The sequence below is a fragment of the Peptoniphilus stercorisuis genome, assembly GCF_017874395.1.
Classification (GTDB): Bacteria; Bacillota; Clostridia; order Tissierellales; family Peptoniphilaceae; genus Anaerosphaera; species Anaerosphaera stercorisuis.
On sequence record NZ_JAGGLJ010000011.1, the window covers coordinates 24,916 to 43,547 of the forward strand.

At 26.7% G+C, this 18,632-nt stretch carries 19 protein-coding genes and 3 tRNA genes; 5 read left to right on the plus strand and 17 right to left on the minus strand.

Annotation, left to right across the window (positions count from 1 at the left end; translation table 11 throughout):
* The first annotated feature begins 72 nt into the window (after positions 1-72).
* Both mnmL and J2Z71_RS06225 read left to right on the plus strand, forming a co-directional pair.
* Positions 73-987 carry a tRNA modification radical SAM protein MnmL/YtqA gene (gene mnmL, locus J2Z71_RS06220; protein WP_210061082.1) on the plus strand — a complete coding sequence of 305 codons (915 nt, stop codon included), beginning with the start codon at positions 73-75 and terminating at the stop codon, positions 985-987.
* 35 nt (positions 988-1,022) lie between these two features.
* Entirely contained in the window at positions 1,023-1,772 is a 750-nt protein-coding gene (locus tag J2Z71_RS06225) for a YoaK family protein (protein ID WP_210061084.1), read from the plus strand.
* Here J2Z71_RS06225 and J2Z71_RS06230 read toward each other — a convergent pair.
* The 4 genes from J2Z71_RS06230 to J2Z71_RS06245 form a co-directional block, all read right to left on the minus strand.
* Entirely contained in the window at positions 1,767-4,082 is a 2,316-nt protein-coding gene (locus J2Z71_RS06230) for a heavy metal translocating P-type ATPase (RefSeq protein ID WP_210061086.1), read from the minus strand. The two genes, J2Z71_RS06225 and J2Z71_RS06230, sit on opposite strands and share 6 nt — an antisense overlap.
* 313 nt (positions 4,083-4,395) lie before the next feature.
* The gene (locus J2Z71_RS06235; protein WP_210061088.1) at positions 4,396-4,851 is read right to left on the minus strand and encodes a DIP1984 family protein; all 456 of its coding nucleotides are present in this window, start codon (positions 4,849-4,851) and stop codon (positions 4,396-4,398) included.
* Between the two features lie 100 nt (positions 4,852-4,951).
* Complete coding sequence (locus tag J2Z71_RS06240; protein ID WP_210061090.1) at positions 4,952-5,746, minus strand: nitroreductase family protein; 795 nt, start codon at positions 5,744-5,746, stop codon at positions 4,952-4,954.
* Between the two features lie 13 nt (positions 5,747-5,759).
* Positions 5,760-6,311, minus strand: coding sequence for a phosphatase PAP2 family protein (locus J2Z71_RS06245; RefSeq protein ID WP_210061092.1), 552 nt, complete (start codon positions 6,309-6,311; stop codon positions 5,760-5,762).
* A gap of 147 nt (positions 6,312-6,458) precedes the next feature.
* On the opposite strand from J2Z71_RS06245, the gene J2Z71_RS06250 reads away from it, so the two are divergent.
* A complete protein-coding gene (locus J2Z71_RS06250) occupies positions 6,459-8,291 on the plus strand; it encodes an ATP-dependent helicase (protein ID WP_210061094.1) in 1,833 nt (610 codons plus the stop codon).
* Between the two features lie 27 nt (positions 8,292-8,318).
* On the opposite strand, the gene J2Z71_RS06255 is transcribed toward J2Z71_RS06250, so the two are convergent.
* The gene (locus tag J2Z71_RS06255) at positions 8,319-8,816 is read right to left on the minus strand and encodes a GNAT family N-acetyltransferase (protein ID WP_210061095.1); all 498 of its coding nucleotides are present in this window, start codon (positions 8,814-8,816) and stop codon (positions 8,319-8,321) included.
* Positions 8,817-8,894: 78 nt separating this feature from the next.
* Here J2Z71_RS06255 and sfsA point away from each other — a divergent pair, with 78 nt between their 5' ends.
* Positions 8,895-9,599, plus strand: coding sequence for a DNA/RNA nuclease SfsA (gene sfsA / locus J2Z71_RS06260; RefSeq protein ID WP_210061096.1), 705 nt, complete (start codon positions 8,895-8,897; stop codon positions 9,597-9,599).
* On the opposite strand, the gene J2Z71_RS06265 is transcribed toward sfsA, so the two are convergent.
* From J2Z71_RS06265 to J2Z71_RS06285, 5 genes are all read right to left on the minus strand, one after another.
* Complete coding sequence (locus tag J2Z71_RS06265; RefSeq protein ID WP_342590807.1) at positions 9,596-10,054, minus strand: macro domain-containing protein; 459 nt, start codon at positions 10,052-10,054, stop codon at positions 9,596-9,598. The two genes, sfsA and J2Z71_RS06265, sit on opposite strands and share 4 nt — an antisense overlap.
* 105 nt (positions 10,055-10,159) lie before the next feature.
* Positions 10,160-10,235 (minus strand) — tRNA-Phe (locus tag J2Z71_RS06270).
* A 4-nt stretch (positions 10,236-10,239) separates the two neighbouring features.
* Positions 10,240-10,316 (minus strand) — tRNA-Ile (locus J2Z71_RS06275).
* A gap of 15 nt (positions 10,317-10,331) precedes the next feature.
* Positions 10,332-10,422: transfer RNA gene (locus J2Z71_RS06280), tRNA-Ser, on the minus strand.
* A gap of 286 nt (positions 10,423-10,708) precedes the next feature.
* On the minus strand, positions 10,709-11,887 hold the full coding sequence (locus J2Z71_RS06285; protein WP_210061105.1) for a homoserine dehydrogenase: 1,179 nt from the start codon (positions 11,885-11,887) through the stop codon (positions 10,709-10,711).
* A 126-nt stretch (positions 11,888-12,013) separates the two neighbouring features.
* Between J2Z71_RS06285 and J2Z71_RS06290 the strand changes: the two genes are divergently transcribed.
* On the plus strand, positions 12,014-12,997 hold the full coding sequence (locus J2Z71_RS06290; protein ID WP_210061112.1) for an aspartate-semialdehyde dehydrogenase: 984 nt from the start codon (positions 12,014-12,016) through the stop codon (positions 12,995-12,997).
* Between the two features lie 16 nt (positions 12,998-13,013).
* On the opposite strand, the gene J2Z71_RS06295 is transcribed toward J2Z71_RS06290, so the two are convergent.
* From J2Z71_RS06295 to J2Z71_RS06320, 7 genes are all read right to left on the minus strand, one after another.
* The gene (locus J2Z71_RS06295; RefSeq protein WP_210061119.1) at positions 13,014-13,583 is read right to left on the minus strand and encodes a TetR/AcrR family transcriptional regulator; all 570 of its coding nucleotides are present in this window, start codon (positions 13,581-13,583) and stop codon (positions 13,014-13,016) included.
* 11 nt (positions 13,584-13,594) lie between these two features.
* The gene (locus J2Z71_RS06300; RefSeq protein WP_210061127.1) at positions 13,595-14,584 is read right to left on the minus strand and encodes a flippase-like domain-containing protein; all 990 of its coding nucleotides are present in this window, start codon (positions 14,582-14,584) and stop codon (positions 13,595-13,597) included.
* A gap of 1 nt (position 14,585) precedes the next feature.
* Positions 14,586-16,025 (minus strand): radical SAM protein, encoded by a 1,440-nt coding sequence (locus J2Z71_RS06305; protein ID WP_210061128.1) that lies wholly within the window; start codon positions 16,023-16,025, stop codon positions 14,586-14,588.
* A 10-nt stretch (positions 16,026-16,035) separates the two neighbouring features.
* On the minus strand, positions 16,036-16,596 hold the full coding sequence (locus J2Z71_RS06310) for a manganese efflux pump MntP (protein WP_210061129.1): 561 nt from the start codon (positions 16,594-16,596) through the stop codon (positions 16,036-16,038).
* Positions 16,597-16,737: 141 nt separating this feature from the next.
* Positions 16,738-17,400 carry a PIN/TRAM domain-containing protein gene (locus J2Z71_RS06315; protein ID WP_342590809.1) on the minus strand — a complete coding sequence of 221 codons (663 nt, stop codon included), beginning with the start codon at positions 17,398-17,400 and terminating at the stop codon, positions 16,738-16,740.
* Positions 17,375-17,743, minus strand: a complete 369-nt coding sequence (locus J2Z71_RS09050; RefSeq protein ID WP_342590808.1) for a hypothetical protein — start codon at positions 17,741-17,743, stop codon at positions 17,375-17,377. Before J2Z71_RS09050 ends, J2Z71_RS06315 begins: the two co-directional genes overlap by 26 nt.
* 125 nt (positions 17,744-17,868) lie before the next feature.
* Positions 17,869-18,354, minus strand: a complete 486-nt coding sequence (locus J2Z71_RS06320) for a CarD family transcriptional regulator (protein WP_210061130.1) — start codon at positions 18,352-18,354, stop codon at positions 17,869-17,871.
* Positions 18,355-18,632: the final 278 nt, after the last annotated feature.

Below are 18,632 nucleotides of genomic sequence, written 5' to 3' on the forward strand. Positions count from 1 at the left end.
TCTTTTTTATTATAACATTAAAACAAAAAAATAATATGATATAATTATTAAAAAATAAATTTGGTGATTAAAATGCGTAGATTTTTATCTTTTAATGATTATTTTAAATATAAATTTAATGGAAAAGTTGTAAAACTTTCTCTTGATGCAGGATGCACCTGCCCTAATCGTGATGGAAATATATCAAATAGAGGATGTATTTTCTGTTCCGAAAAAGGCAGTGGTGATTTTGCTGCAAGTAGAGAATATTCCATAAATGAACAAATTAAATCTCAAAAAATATTACTTAGTAAAAAATGGAATAGCAATAAATATATAGCCTATTTTCAAAATTTTACTAATACTTATGGAGATATAAATTATTTAAAAAATCTTTATAATGAAATTATTAAAAACGAAGAAATAATCGGACTTTCTATTGCAACAAGAGCAGATTGTCTAGATGATGAAGTAATGAAAATGTTAGTTGAATTAAACAAAAAAACCTTCCTTTGGGTTGAACTTGGAATGCAAAGTATAAATGAAAAATCAATTGATTTTATAAATCGAGGATATTCTCATGAAGTTTTTAACGAAAATATTAAAAAACTTAAAAATAATAATATTAGATTTTTAACACATATTATCTTTGGTCTTCCTGATGAAAACTATGAAGATATGATTAAAACTGTAAATTATGTAAGAGATATTCATCCCTTTGGAGTGAAATTTCACTCTTTATATATTCAAAATGACAGCCCTCTTGCAAAATACTATTTAGAAAATCCCTTTAATCTCATATCAAAGGAAGATTATATTAATATAGTTTGTGATGCTATTGAAATCTTGCCAAAGGATATTGTAATTCATAGGCTTACAGGAGATCCAGATAGAGAAAAATTAATTGCACCACTTTGGACTAAAGACAAACTCTCTGTAATATCTTCAATAGATAAAGAATTAAAAAGAAGAAATCTTGAAATATTAGATCTTGAGAAGATACTTTAATATATAAACTATTTCAAATATAAAGGATTGATTTTATGCCACTTAAAGAGGATTTAACTAAAGAAATACTATTAGAAGAAAAAAGAATATTAAAAATGTCAGAATCTCTTATTGTTGCAGTTTTACTCACTATTACTGGTGGGTATTTAGATGTCTATACTTATATTACAAGAGGTGGAGTCTTTGCAAATGCTCAAACAGGAAATATTGTTTTACTTGGAATTAATATTGCAAATAATAATTGGAAGACTTCTTTTCAATATTTAATCCCAATACTCTCCTTTGTTCTTGGTGTATTTTTGTCTGAATTACTGAAGAAAACTTTTTATATTAAAAGAAAACTTCACTGGAGACAACTTGTAGTACTTTTTGAAATTTTTATTTTAATTTTTGTATCAACTCTCAAGGGACACTCTCACGATATTTTGGCAAATGTATTAATTTCCTTTGTGTGCTCTTTACAAGTGGAAACTTTTAGAAAATTCCATGAAAACACCTTTGCTTCTACTATGTGTACTGGAAATTTAAGATCAGCTTCAGAAAATCTATATAAATTTTTAGTTTCAAAGAATAAATTTTATTTATTTAATTTTATTAAATACATTGGAATTATTATTTCTTTTATAAGTGGAGCTATAATAAGTTTAAAAGTAACAAATATTTTAGGAACTAATTCTGTTTTAATATGTTGTATTATTTTATTCATTGCTTTTTTATTAATGTTTTTAGATAAAAAAAGTAGAATTTTAAAATTTAAGATTCTACTTTTTTTATTTTATTTATAATTTTATTTTTAAAATTCTCATAGCATTTAATATTGCAATAAGTGTCACACCTACATCTGCAAATACTGCTGCCCACATTGAAGCATATCCTAAAGCTCCAAGTATTAAAACTAAGAACTTAACTCCTAGTGCAAATAAAATATTTTGATATACAATTTTCTTTGTATATTTCGAAATATCTATTGCATCTGAAATTTTTCCTATTTCATCTGTCATTAGAACTATATCTGCAGCTTCAACAGCAGAATCTGATCCTATTCCACCCATTGCAATTCCAATATCTGCTCTTGCAATTACAGGAGCATCGTTTACTCCATCACCTACAAATATAACTTTATTTTTAGAATTTTCTATTATATTTTCAAGTTTATTTACCTTATCTTCAGGAAGTAGATTTCCATAGGCATTATTAATACCAACTTCATTTGCTATTGCCATAGCTGTCTCATTAGTATCTCCTGATAGCATTGTAAGATTTATATTTCTATCCTTTAATCTTTTTATATCTTCAGCTATATTGTCTTTTAAAACATCTGATACAAATATTTGACCTAAGAATTTATCATTTTTAGCTACAAATACCTTTGTTGCAACTTTATTATCTAATTCATTAAATTTTATATTATTATTATTTAAAAGTTTTTCATTTCCAACTAATATTTTATCATTTTTATAATTATAAGTTATTCCTTGACCTGATATTTCTTTAAAGTCTTCTATTTCTTTTATATTTATTTCATTATTATAACTATTTAATATTGCCCTACCTATTGGATGTGTTGAATGATATTCTCCCATTGCTGCAAGTTCTAAAACTTCCTCTTTTGTACTTATTTCACTTGGTATAATATCTGTAACTTCAAATACGCCCTTTGTAATAGTTCCTGTTTTATCAAATACTACATCCGAAACATCTGAAAGTGCCTCTAGATAATTTCCACCTTTTACAAATATTCCCTTTGTTGAAGATGCTCCAATTCCTGAAAATACTCCAAGTGGAACTGATATTACAAGTGCACAAGGACAAGATATAACTAAGAAAGTACAAGCTCTAAATAATGCATCATTAAAAGCTAGTATTCCTGTTAATGGTAAAACTACAACCATTAATACAGCAAGACCTACTACTATTGGAGTATAAATTTTTGCAAATTTTGTAATAAATTTTTCAACAGGCGCTTTTCTTGCTGAAGCATTTTCTACTAAATCTAAAATCTTTGCAATAGTACCATCATCATAAGAACTAGTTACTTCTATTTCTAAAACACCAGTTGTATTTACACAACCAGATATTGCCTCATCCCCTACAGTTGTTCTTCTTGGTACTGATTCTCCAGTTACATTTGCTGTATTTACATAACTATCTCCAGATTTTACAATACCATCTAGAGGAATTTTTTCTCCAGGCTTAACTACAATAATCTCAGAAACATTTACCTCTTCTGGATCAACTTCTATAATCTCACCATTTCTTATTACATTTGCAAAATCAGGTTTAAGTGCAAGTGCTGAAGATATATTTTTTCTTGATCTTTCAAGAGCTAAATCTTCAAACATTTCACCAATATCATATAAAAGCATAACTGCTACAGCTTCTGGATATTGTCCTACTACTATTGCACCTATTGATGCAATACTCATTAAGAAGTTTTCATCTAGAAAATCTCCTCTTAATATATTTTTAAAGGCAGATTTTAAAACTGGAAGTCCAACAGATATATAAGCTAATAAATATATTACAAAGGATATTTTTTCATCAATTTCTACAAAATGAAGTCCAATTAATACTGCAAAAATTATTATATATTTTGTAACTCTTGCCTTGATACTTCCCTCTCCATGTTCGTGCTCATGATCATGTTCATCTTCATTTAATGTCTTAGAAACTACAACACCTGGCTCCATTGCAGGAACTAGTTTTTCTAATTTTTCATAAACATTTTCAAAATCGGCACTTTCATCAAAAACTATAGTATATTTTTCAGTTGCAAACTCAAAATTTGCATTTTTTACACCTTTAAACTTTTTAGTTTCGTCTTCTATTTTTGCCGAACAATTTGCACAAGTAAGACCTTTTAGATAAATTGTCTCACTTTCATAAATTTTCATATCACTATGATTATGTCCAACATGAGTTAAATGTTCTTTTATTTTATTTAAAATTTCAGATCCTTTAACATCATCTCTAGTTTCAAGCAAAATATCATCTCCACTAGATCTAATCTTTAAAAGTCCTGGAATTTGACTTTTATGAGCTTGTAAGTCCTGTACACATGTAGAACAAGACATTCCTTGTATTAAGTGTTTCATATTGACACCACCTTATTTTTTCCTTTATTTTACATATGTTCAACCATTCATATATCATATTTGTATTATATATCCTTATACTTGAATTGTCAATCATATATTAAAATAAATTGAAAATAAAAAAAGAGGACTTTCGTCCTCTTTTCCCCATTCCCACCCTCATTAAATATAAATCAATGCTTGGTTATAATTTGTAATTTTTAACTTGTACTATAGTTAGATTTAATAGGCATAAAAAGTCATCAAATGGCTTGCCTAGTTCCCGCATAGTTTGTTTTTTTTGCATTCGCCTTTATAATTAATTACCAACTTTTTAAATTAGATCAATAGTCCAATTTAATCCTTGAATTTTTGTATCAAGTATTCTATATTCTTTTGAAATTTCATCTATTTTATTTTGATATTCTTTAATATTTATAGTTGAAATATATTTAACTTCACTTCTTGTATATCTTTCCTGCCTTATACTTGCATCTTCAACTGCATTTTTATATATTCTTGATTTTTTAGACAATACATCTCTTTTAACTAAAGCCTCAGATAAAGAAATTTCTTCATTGAATTTAGTTAAATTATTTGTATTATTTATCCTTATTACTAATTTTTCATATTCTTTTAAAATGCCTTCATATTCTCTTATTAGTTCTATTGGATTTTCATTAGGTTTATCTCCTTCTTGAATTAAAACATTAGAACTAATTCTTTCTTTTATTTGCTCCATTTTATTTTGATAATCTCCTCTTAAAAGTAGAGCTTCTGCTAATTTCAAAATAACACCTCCAATATGAGTATAATATTTATAACTAATACCCAAATTTCTCATAAAAAAAATCTTCTACATAAATGTAGAAGATTTAATAAACAAATTATTACATTGAGAATTTAGCAACTTTTAGATATTTATCTTGATCTTCTAAAATTACAGACCATTTTCCATATCTTCCAATAGTCTTAGCCATTTCTTCAAAGTAAAACATAACAACTCCCATATCTACAAGAGATCTAGAGTCTTCATCAGATTTTTCCATATATAAAACTACATTATGATCTTCCATTACAAATCTCCAAGGTTGAGAGTTTTTATGGCTTGGAGCAAATCTAACAGATGCAAATATGTCTAAAAGTCCAGTTGTTTCTAATTCATCTGCTGAAATTTCATTACCTATTTCATCTTTGAATACTATTTGATCCATAGTGTATCTTCCACTAGTAGTTTCTGGAGTAAATAACTTTTTACCAACACCATATCCAAAAGCAACTACATAATCTACTTTTGTTCCTTCAGCACCAAAAAGATTCTTTTTAGTTTCATCATCAACATTATCTAATGTTATCCAGCAAGAATCTAAATCTAAGTTTACAATTTGAGTATTTAGTTTTTCTAGATAATATCCTGTATTTAAACAAGATTCTTTTTCTTCATCTTTTTTCATTAGAGCTATATATGAAGGTGCTTCAATCATAACGCCTGAATATCCAGCTTTACCCTTTAATCCATTATAAATAATAGAACCGTTTTCGTAAAACTTGAATGAAACAGTTTCAGTTTCCTTTTCGATTTCTTCAATATAGTTTTTTATAGCTTCAATGCTATCACGAGCTATTTCTTTGTTTTTAAAATCTCTTACAGATTTTCTTTTTTGTAAAAAGTTTGTCATTACCATATAATGATACCCCCTAAAGTTTATTTTTGATATAAAGATTAATTAATGGATATAGCTTATAATTTACTAATAAACTAGAAACTATTCCAATTATAATTCCAGCAGCAACATCTGTTGGATAGTGTACTGCTAAATAAATTCTTGATATTGCAATTAATAGTGCAAGCACAATTACAATTATTGAAATTTTTGGAAAGTTTAAGGCAATTATTACAGCTACTGCAAAAGATGCTGCTGAATGCCCTGAAGGAAATGAATAATCTCTTAAATCAATTCCATAAGTATTTAAGTTTTTAAGTATCCAGTACGGTCTACTTCTTGTAAATATTCTTTTTAAAATTTGAACAATAATTCCAGATAAAATTAAAGCAAATGCAATTTTAATACCTAATACTTTATATTTACCCTTTCCAAAGAAAATTAGTAACGCCGTTATAGTAATTAAACTAATAGCCCCACCAATATTAGTTATATGATAAAACAGAAAATCGAAAAAAGGATTTCGCATCTGTTTATTAATTAGATTTATAAAAAAATTATCAAAGGCTTTAAATGGATTTTTCATAAATCACCTCCTTTAAATTATATAACAACGTTTATCTTTTATAAAGGTATTAATTGCATTTTTTAAGGATATTACTATTTTTTTAAAAAATAAGACATATTTTTAAAATTATGGTAGGATTTAAATAGAATTATTAAGGAGGATATAATGGAATTATCAACATCACAACTAAAAGCAATAAACCATATTAATGGACCTGCCCTTGTACTAGCAGTACCTGGAGCTGGAAAAACTACTATGCTTTTACATAGAACTATGCATTTAATAGAAAATAATATAAATCCAAATAGAATTTTATCAATTACATTTTCAAAAGCTTCAAGCCTTGATATGCAAAATAGATTTAAAAAACTATTTCCAAACTCTTCATATAATATTAAGTTTTCTACAATACATGCTTTTAGCTACAAAATAATTAGAGACTATTCAAGAATTTCTAATATTCAATATATGTTAATGGATGGAAATGCCAAGGGAAAATATGACATTTTAAAAAGTATATATATTTCTATTAATAATAATATTCCTACAGAAGATAAACTTGAAACAATAATTTCAGACATATCTTATTGCAAAAATAAAATGTATCTTCCAAAGAATCTTCATGGCTTTAAATCAGAAATTCCAAGATTTAAAGAAATTTATTTTCAATTTGAAAAATTTAAAGAAGAAAAAAACTTAATAGACTTTGACGATATGATTATAAAATCAATAGATATCTTAAAGAATAATATTAATCTTCAAAATAAATACCTAAATATGTATGACTATGTTCAGCTAGACGAAGGACAAGACACATCCTCATCTCAATTTACACTTATAAAATATCTCTGCAAAAATCACAACAATTTATTTATTGTAGCAGATGATGATCAGTCTATATATGGATTTAGAGGAGCCGATCCAAAAGAGCTTTTTAATCTAAAAAAAGAATACAAAGATTTAAAAATATACTTTATGGAAAATAACTATCGTTCTTCTAAAAATATAGTAAATACTTCTAATTTATTTATTAATAATAATTTAAATAGATTTAATAAAGCGATAACTACAGAAAATGACTTTAATACACCTGTTAATATTATAAAAGTAAAAGATAATTTTGAAGAGTACAATTTCATTGAAGAAGAAATAAAAAAAGACAAAGACAAAACTTATGCAATACTATATAGAAATAATATTTGTGGCTTAGGACTTGTTGAATACTTTGAAAGAAATAATATAAATTTTAATATAAGAGATAGTAAAATAAAATTCTTCAATCATTTTGTCATAAGAGATATTATAAATATAATTGAATTTTCAGAGGATTTATCAAATATAAATTTATACGAAAACTTTTACTACAAAATCAAAGGATATATTTCAAAAAAACATATTAACTATTTAAAAAAACATCCTGGGAAAAATCTCTTTAGAATCTTAATGGACTATCCAGGGCTTTCAACAAGATACAAAGAAAATTTATCACATTTAATAAGAGACTTTAAAGAAATTCAAAAAAGTCCTCTAGATAAAAAAATAAATTTAATAATGTATAAACTCCAATATGATGACTATTTAAAAGATAGCTCTGAAAAATTTGGAAATAACTACAAAACACTTAGCGAATATGCTTACTATTTAGAATATATTGCCAAAAATGAAGACAATTTAAGTAGTTTAATAGGAAGATTAAAACATTTAGAAAACTTAATGAAAAAACCTAACTATGTAGAATCTAACCTTACACTATCAACAATACACTCTGTCAAAGGACTTGAATATGACACTGTTTTTGTAATAGATTTAGTCGAGGGAATGCTTCCATCAACTAAGGCAATTGACGATCCTAAAAAATCACTTCTAGAAGAAGAAAGAAGGCTTTTTTATGTAGCTATGACAAGAGCAAAAGATGACTTGTTCCTTCTTTTTCCCAAAAAACATAATTCAAACGAATCAGAAATAAGTAGATTTCTTGCAGAACTTACACAATATTAAAGAGCTACCATTTAGGTAGCTTTTATCCTATATTATCTTTTCAAAAGCATCTCTCTTATCCCCATTATTCAAAATAATTATTCCACATTTTTCATAATCTAAAGATTTTAGAAAATTTTGCATTTTAGTATTTTCACAATGTGTGTCAATTTTTATACTTTTCTTTTTATTTTTCTTTGCAAGTTCTTCTATTTCTAAGAGCATTTTTCTTGCATATCCTTTTCTTGTCTTTGAAGCAAGTGTTGCTACTCTATGAATTGCATAGTAATTATTTGAATTATTTATCCAATTTCCATTATATATTTTATCATATTGATTGTCATATTCTATTATTCTTGCAGTTGATACAGCTTCATTATCATCAAGTACATATATTTCATCTAAAACTTTTAATAGTTCATCTTTTCCTGGTTTATCTTTACCTTGCCACTGATTTATATTTGCTTTTGCAAGACTTTTAGAACCATCTTCATACATTTCTAATATCAATTCTACATCTTCTATTTCTGCTTTTCTTAGTTTCATTTTTCTCCCCCTTATTTTCTCTATTTTAATAATAAAAACCTATAATTACAATATGTTATAATCAAATTGGTGATTTTTATGAAATATAATAATGTAGTTGAGGGAATTTTTATTAATCGTGAGAATAGATTTATTTGCTACTGCTTTGTAAATGGAGAAAAAGTTAAGGTTTATGTACCAAATACTGGAAGATGTAAGGAACTTTTTATAGAAGGTAGAAAAGTTTATTTAACTTATCATAATGATGAAAATAGAAAGACTAAATATACTTTAATTAGTATTTATAAAGATGATCTATTAATAAATATTGATTCTCAAGCTCCAAATGCTGTTGTTGAGGAAGCGATTTTAAATAAAAGTATTTTAAAAGATTATAATTTTACAATGGTTAAAAGAGAAGTTAAGTTTGATAATAGTCGATTTGATTTTTATCTTGAGGGAACTTATAAAGACAATAATGAGTTTAAAGGTTTTCTTGAAGTAAAAGGTGTGACATTAGAAGAAAATGGTCATGCGACATTTCCTGATGCTCCTACTTTAAGAGGTTTGAAGCATCTAAAGGAGCTTAGCCTTGCTGTAGAAAAGGGATATATTGCCTTTGTAGTTTTTGTCATACAAATGTCTCCTATGAAAGATTTTGTACCGAATAAATCTATGCAGATTGATTTTTCAAATGAACTTAAAAATGCAATTAATAATAATGTAATTTGTCTTTGTTATGAATGTGATGTTACTAAGGATTCTCTAAGTATAAAAAAAGAAATCCCTCTTGGAGATTTCTAATTAAACAAAACTAAATATACATCTATTTCATTATTTTCCAAAAATTTGTTAATTTCATCTTTTGCTATTTTAAGAGCATCTTCATAGGGATATCCATATATTCCTGCAGATATAAGAGGAAATGCAATTGAATTTAAATTGTGTTTTTTTGCAAGTATTAATGAATTTCTATAACTTGCTCTTAAATATTCTTCTTCATTTTTATTTCCACCATACCAAATAGGTCCTACTGTATGTATTATAAATTTTGAATCTAAATTATATCCTTTAGTAATTACAGACTCTCCTGTATTACAATATCCTATTTCATCACATTCTTTTTGAAGTTTTTCTGATCCTGCTTTTTTAAATATTGCACCACATACTCCACTTCCTTCTTTTAAGTAATTATTTGCAGCATTTACTATTGCATCTGTTTTACAATTTGTTATATCTCCATTTATAATTTTTAACACAATATCCTCCAATACTAATTTAAATAAGATTCTTAGTTTAGTATATCACAATACTCTATTAAAGTTTAAGAAATTAAAAAAAACTCTAAGATATACTTAGAGTTGTGGTGCCCAGAGCCGGAATCGAACCAGCGACACGTGGATTTTCAGTCCACTGCTCTACCGACTGAGCTATCTGGGCAAAATGGTGGGCCTTCAGGGACTTGAACCCCGGACCTACCGGTTATGAGCCGGGCGCTCTAACCAACTGAGCTAAAGGCCCTCATTTATTTTTAAATGGCGGAGAAAGAGGGATTTGAACCCTCGCGACCCTTACGAGCCCTACTCCCTTAGCAGGGGAGCCTCTTCAGCCTCTTGAGTATTTCTCCACTTCTCTTCGATAAATAAATGAGTTCTTAATGCCGAACCACTTTTATTATTATAGGCGATTAAGAGTTATTTGTCAATAGAACTTTTTTGATTATTTAAAAGTTTTTTTGATTTATTTTTTATCTCTCAATCACAACTGCTTTATTATTATAACTTATTTTTACAAAAAAGCAAAGACTTTTTTAACATTTTTATACATTTTTTATAAAAAAGTCTAAGAAATAAGTATATTACTTACTTTAAAAATATAAAAAAAGCAGAGAAAAACTCTACTTTTTTAAATTTCTAATTATATCTTGCAAAAAAATAATCTTTTTTATTTATTTCTTTTAAAGAATTTATAAGTTCTTTTCTTTTAATTTCTTTTGTTTTTATAATTTTATAATTTTTAAATATTTCTTCTTCTAAAGTAATATTATTTAATTCTACATCTTTTTTAACTCTTATATAATAATTTGCTTTAAAGTCATTATTATTATTTTTAAGATTTTTATTTATTATTACATTATAATTATTATTTGTAATTGCATCTAATATATCTGTTACAACTGCATTTCCTGTAGGTAACATTCCTGCTCCTTCTCCAATAAATGTAAGACTTCCATAGTTTTGGCCACTTATTTCAACGGAGTTTTCTGCATTTGCAATATTTGCAAGATTATCTTTTGAGTTTAGTATTACAGGTTCTACTAAAGCCATAAATTTATCTTCTTCTATTTTTGATTCTGCAATTAATTTAATTTTTTTATTCTTCTCTTTTAAATATTCTATATCAACTTTTGAAATACTACTTATTCCATAAGAGTCTATGTCTTCGTTCTTTATACTAGCTTTAAAAGCTATTGTTGATAGTATTCTAAGCTTTCTAAGTGCATCTATACCTTCTACATCATCTGTTGGATCAGACTCTGCAAATCCCATTTCTTGAGCCATTTTTAAAACTTCACTATAATCATAGTTTTCCTCTGTCATTTTATATAATAAGAAGTTGCTTGTTCCATTTAAGATACCTCTTATCTTTTTAATATTATTTATAATACTTTGATCTTTTAAAGGTTTTATAATTGGAATAGAGCCTGCTACTGATGATTCATATAAAAAATTCACATTATTTTCTTTTGCAAGTTTTAAAAATTCTTCAAAATTTTCTGAAACTACTGCCTTGTTTGCAGTTACAATGTGTTTTTTTCTAAGAAGAGCTTCTTTTATATATTTGTAGGAAGAATCTACATCTCCTGTCATTTCAGCAATTAATTTTATCTCATCATCTTCAATTATATCTGTGTAGTCATTTGTAAAGATATCTCTATTAATAGAAGTTTCAAAATCTAAGTTTCTTTTTAAGATTTTTTTAACTACTATTTCTTCTCCTGTTATCTCTTTTATTTCTTCTTTTTGTCTTTCTAAAATTTCATATGTACCTTTTCCAACTGTACCAAATCCAAGTAATGCAATATTTATCATAATTACCTCCATTCATTTTATTTATATTAACATAACTTTTGAATTATAAAAAGTGAAAACGTTATATCTTTGACATAATCTTTTTAAAGTGTTAATATAAGATAAATTTAAAAGGGGTGAATCTTTATGTTTAATTTGGCAATTTTTGGGGCTACAGGTCTTGTAGGACAAAAAATGAAATTAATTTTAGAAGAAAAAAAACTTCCTATAAATAATATTTATTTTTTTGCATCAGAAAATTCTGCTGGAAAAAATATTTCTTTTATGGGAAAAAATTATATTATAGAAGAGCTAAGTGAAGAAAACTTAAAAAACAAAGATATAGACTTTGCACTAAGTGCATTGGATTCAGGCCTTGCTAAGACCTATGCTCCAATTGCTGCAAAATATAATATTATAACTATAGATAATTCTTCTGCTTTTAGAATGGATGATAATATATCTTTAGTTGTTCCAGAAATTAATAGTGAAGAACTAAAAAAAGATAATTTAATAATTGCAAGTCCTAATTGCAGTACTATTCAATCTGTAATAGCACTTTACCCTATTTATAAAAAATATGGAATTAAAAGAATAATTTATACTACTTATCAAGCTGTATCTGGAAGTGGTGTAAATGGTATTTCAGATCTAAAAACTGGTATTTGGGGTGGCGATGCTGAATTTTATCCTCATCAAATAGCTTATAATATAATTCCTCATATTGATGATTTTTTAGATGATGGTTATACAAAAGAAGAAATGAAAATGGTAAACGAAACTCGTAAGATATTTAATAATAATGATTTGAAAATAACTGCTACTGCAGCTAGAGTTCCAGTTTTTAACTCACATCTTGTCGCCATTAATGTTGAAACTGAAAAACCATTTAATTTAGATGATATATTTTCAGATTTTAGAAATGAAAAAGGCATTGTACTTTATGATGATGTTAAAAATAATATTTATCCAACTCCTCTTGATTCTGCTTTTAAGGATGAGGTTTATGTTGGAAGAATAAGAAGAGATAATTCTATTGAAAATGGATTAAATCTAATGTGTGCTGCCGATAATACAAGAAAAGGTGCTGCACTTAATACTATTCAAATTTTAGAAAATTTAATTAAATAAAAAAATAAAAGCTGTATTAATACAGCTTTTTTTGTTCTATAATATCTACTATTGAATTTGTCAGGAAAAATTCATAGGCCTTGTATAAATCATCTCCTGTTAATGAGTCGTCTTTTTCTGTTAGCCAGTAGTGTAAGACACTTGTAAGGCTTAGCGCATAGTATTTAGTTACTGTTTCTATGCTTATATTATCTATCATTTTTTTTGTGTGCATTGTATTAAAAAACAATGACATAAGCTCTCGTATTTTTTCTGTAAAAACATCTAAAAAATAATGGGACTCAACTATAGAAAAAGCATTTTTATAATAATCACTTTCTGCATCAAGTTTATAAAAAAGCATCTTAAAGGCTTCTTTTCCCATATTAGTTTCTACTAGGTTTCTAAGTTGAGAAAATAATCTATCTTCTAATATATAATGAAGAAGTTCTATTTTATCTTGATAATAATTATAAAATGTAGGTCTTATAACTCCTGCTCCATCTGTTATCATTTTTATTGTAATTTTTTCAAATGGATGAGTTTTCATAAGTTCGATAAAACTCTCACATAAAAGATCTCTTGTTAACTCTACTTTTTTTTCCATAAAATCTCCATCTAATCACTAATTGTCTTTTTGCCAAATTTCATTACAATTGCCACGACTGCTCCAAATACTGTTGGAATTATAAAGTTTGCAAATCTATATAAAAACACTCCAGACATTGCACTATTAACATTCATTAGTTGAGAAAATAGCATTCCAAATACAAATTCAGTAGAACCCATCGCTCCTGGTGCTGGAATTACACCAATTAGAGAAACAGCTAAAGCTGTTATAGAGACATAGTCAAATAAAGTATAATTATATTTTCCCTTAAAGATAATACAAGGTATTAAATACCAACAAAATAGTTTTAATATATTTAATATTATTATTTTTATAAGTAATACTTTATCAAGTAATAAATCTTTTGTCGAATTTCTGATTAAACTTAAACTATCTTCTGTTTTTATTTTTAAATCACTAAATCTTTCTTTTTTATCTAATTTAAAAATCATCATTACTAATTTATGAAAATTTTCTGATACACATATTAATATTAGTACAATTATTATAATACTTGTAATTAATATTCCAAGTAAAAGATAGTTTTGATATTTTAAGAAATACTTCTGCATAAAACTATAATTTATTAAATAAAAAATTATAGCAGTAAGTACTACGGCAATTCTTTGGGCCATATAATTTAATGTTGATATTGAAAAGCCTTTTGTAGCCTCTAGGCCAAGTCTTTTAAAAAAGTAAATAATTGATATATATGTTGCAGATCCAAAAGTAATTACTCTATAAAAAGCACTATATAAAGAGCATCCCCAAGCATCTATTATAGATACTTGAGAATCTAGACTCTTTGCTATTGTTCTTAGACTCAAACCATCAAAAAATTGATACATTAATCCCAATATTGCTATTAATATAAGCGTACTTATATTCGTAGTTTTTATTTCATTTATAATAGGTGGGAATTGATTCCAAAATACATATATTACAAGTCCTACTATTATAAAAAACAATGTTGCTTTTAAAATTTGAATCTTTTTCATATTATCTTATTTTGGTTTCTTCTATTCTACTATCATCATAGTTGTAATAAGCTCTGTCTCTTTTCTTTGAGTTTTTCCAGATTTCTTCAGAAACACTACTCCAATCCTTAGCATAATGATAACACTTGTTAGTTAGATGTTCAACACTTTCAGGAGAAACTAAGTCTGTAGAGTGAGCATTAGTTTCATGAACTAGCTCTTGAATAATATCTGGATTTTCAAGCATTGGACATGGTCTTAGGTGGTTGTGATTAAATGGTTGATGTTTTCTAAAGGCTTGAAATATCGGTGATTGTAAAGCTTCTACAATAGAGCAATCTTTAATATTTACATTTGAATAGTGAATAAATACACAAGGTTCTACATCTCCATTTGCATTTATATGGAAATAGTTTCTTCCACCTGCAATACATCCTCCAACATATTCTCCATCATTTTGAAAATCAAGACAAAATATTGGTTTTCCACCTTCCATAGCTCTTATTTCTCTAACTCTTTTTATCATATATGCTCTTTCATCTGCATCTAAAAGTAAATCTGTTGATGCTGAATTTCCAACTGGCATATAGTGGAAATACCAGTTATATCTAACACCTTTATCTATTAAAGTATCAAGGAATTCATCACTTGTTACTGATTTATAATTTTTAGAAGTATAACAAATTGATGTTCCATATAATAATCCATATTCTTTCATTAAATCAAAGGCATGCATTACTTTTTGATAAACTCCATCTCCACGTCTTTGATCATTTACTTCTTCTTCTCCCTCAACACTTATTGAAAATACAATATTTCCAAGTCTTTGAACTTCTTTACAAAATTCTTCATCTATAAGTGTTCCATTAGTAAATATATTAAAAGCACAGTCATTATATTCTTCTGCAAGTCTTAAAATATCAGCTTTTCTAACAAGAGGTTCTCCACCTGTAAACATATAGAAATATGTTCCAAGTTCTCTACCTTCTCTTACTATTTTAGAAAGAGTTTCATAATCAAGATTCATTTTATATCCATATTCTGCTGCCCAACATCCTGTACATTTTAAGTTACAAGCACTTGTTGGATCCATTAAAATAACCCAAGGAACTGGACATTCATATTTTTCTCTTGATTCTCTTAATTTTTTATTTCCATAAAAAGCTGCTTCATATCCTAAATTCAAAGTCATTTGTCTTATTATATTTGGATGAATCTCATTTAATGCCTTTTCAAAAAACTTATACCATTTACTATCAGTTTCTTGAATTAATCTCTCAGCATTATCAAAAGCCTCAGGATTATACATATCTGAAAAATATCTTTTTGCTATATTATTTAACTTAAGTAAGTTTTCAGTTACCTTTTCTGGATTTTTCTTATAACTTCTTACCACCTCATCTACAGCTGTACCTATTGTAAATCTTAGTGCATTATGTTTTATATTACTTAAATTTACCATAATTACCTCCTTAAATAATTATCCCTATTCCTGAAATAATTAATATCGTTGCACTTAAGTATCTCAATTTATTTTTTATTTCATAACCAAAGGCATAACCTGCATACATACCTAAAACTATAGAAATTGTAGTATTTACAAGTGCAAATATCATTAATATAGTTAGTCCTATACTACTAAGAGTCAAACTAAAACTAACAAGCAAAGTATCCAGGCTTGTAACCATTGCAAGGTAATGGACATTTCTAAAATCAATTAAATCCATTCTTCTTTCTAAAAATTTTGTCTTTTTAGAAGTTTTTGATATTACAAGTCCTCCCAAAACTAAAATTAAAACTGCAGAAAATATATAATCCTTATTTAAAGTTTCTTTAATATATAATCCAAGAGGATATTTAGCTATAATATTTCCTCCTAGAACAGCTATAATTTGCCAAAGAGAGAAAACTCCAATATAGGATAAAACTGTTTTAAATTTAATTTTAGGCATTAACGAGCCCTGTGTTACCATTAGAGCAAAAGTATCTAGTGATACTCCAATACTTATTAATACTAAAATTAAAATTGTCATACACACCACCTAATTTAATTATATACCTCTATGGTATCACTTCAATATACAACTGTATTACTATGTAGCATAAAAAATACACCTTTTAAAATCTGTAGTTTAGATACTACAAATCCTAAAAAGTGTATACTATTCATTACATTAATTTGTTTTTGGTCTAGCAAAAATCATCTTTCCTGCTGATGTTTGTAGAACTGATGTAACTACTACATTAATAGTTTCACCTACATAGTCTTTACCAGATTCTACTACAATCATTGTTCCATCATCTAAATACCCAAGACCTTGGCCATTTTCTTTTCCAAGTTTTACAATTAAAATCTGCATTTCTTCTCCTGGAAGATACACAGGTTTAACTGCATTTGCCAGTTGATTTATATTTAGAACTTCAAGTCCTTGAACTGTTGCAACTTTATTTAAATTATAATCATTTGTTACAATTTTTCCTTTTAAATCCTTTGTAAGTTGCAGAAGTTTTGAATCAACTTCAGGAATTTCTTCATATTTCCCTTGAAAAATTATCACTTCTAAATTTTTATCTTCCTGAATTTCTTTAATCACATCAAGTCCACGTCTTCCTCTATTTCTTTTAAGAGAATCTTCAGAATCAGCTATATGCTGCAATTCTTCTAAGACGAATACTGGTACAACTAAAGGTCCTTCAAGAAAACTAGATTGACAAATTTCTCTAATTCTACCATCAATTATTACTGATGTATCTAAAATCTTTGGTATACCTTTTAGTTTTTGAACTTTAGATTTATCCTTTACAGGTTTTTTATTTGATGCCGGGATCTCTTTTATTTTTTAATATTATTTCATCTTTGTTTTTAAGTGCAATTTTGACACCTAAATAACCAAGCATACCATATAATATTACTGAAAGAGCAGATCCTACATAGGCTCCTGGTATTATAAAAAGTGGTTGACTTACTAAAAATGCTATTAAGAATCCAAGTATTAAACCAACACTTCCTATTACAATTTCTGAAATAGATTTATCTTTTAATTCATCTTCCCATATGTTTAATAAACTTTCTAAAGATTTTAATGCTTTTGGAGATAATATAAAAAATATAAGTGCAAAAATAATGATAATAATAATTTGTATCGTTGAAACGACTTTTACGTTCCAAGTAGCAAACATCTTTAGTTCAAGTTTTTCTAAAATAGCAACTAATAGTACTCCAAGTCCTGCTCCAATTATTGTAAAAAGTAATTTAAAGATTTTATTTACAATCGACTTGTTTTTGCTAATGACGTCTCCCCCTTTCAGATGCTCATAACAGCCTCATTTACTATTTTTTCTATTTCTTCAACTGGTTTTTCATATACAAGAACCATTTCTGAAATAATGATTTGTTTTGCTGCAGTTAACATCTTTCTTTCTCCTGTAGATAGGGTTTTTTTCTCATCAAGTCTTTCTAAACATCTTACAACTCGAGCAATTTCCTCTATCTTTCCTGATTTTATTCTATCCATGTTAAATCTATATCTTCTATTCCAATTCTTGGGCATTTCAATTTCTTCATACAAACTTAGTATATTTAATACTTCGTCCATTTCTTCCTTTGTTAAAATTTCACGTACGCCTACTTCATTGGCATTTCCAACTGGTACCATTACATTCATATCATTAATTGGCATTTTTAGTATATAATACTTTCTTTTTTCCCCTAAAATTTCACGTTCTTCAATTCCTACAATAATGCCAGCTCCATGCATTGGATATACAACTCTATCGCCTATGTCAAACATTTTATCCCTCCTGATATACGCCCACTATTAGTATATCAAAAATGAAAATAAAAGTAAACATATTATAATACCATAAATTGAATTCATATGCAAAGTTTTTTTTAGAAGATATTTAAATTCTATCAGTGTGTTAAATTTTATTCAAGTTAAATAATTGTTAACTTATCTATGATTTATCTAAAATAATATTAATAATTAGAATTATTTTTATAAAGAGCCTTGATTTTTCAATCTTTAAGATATGAAATACTCTTAGTAATTTCTTTAACAATAAAAAA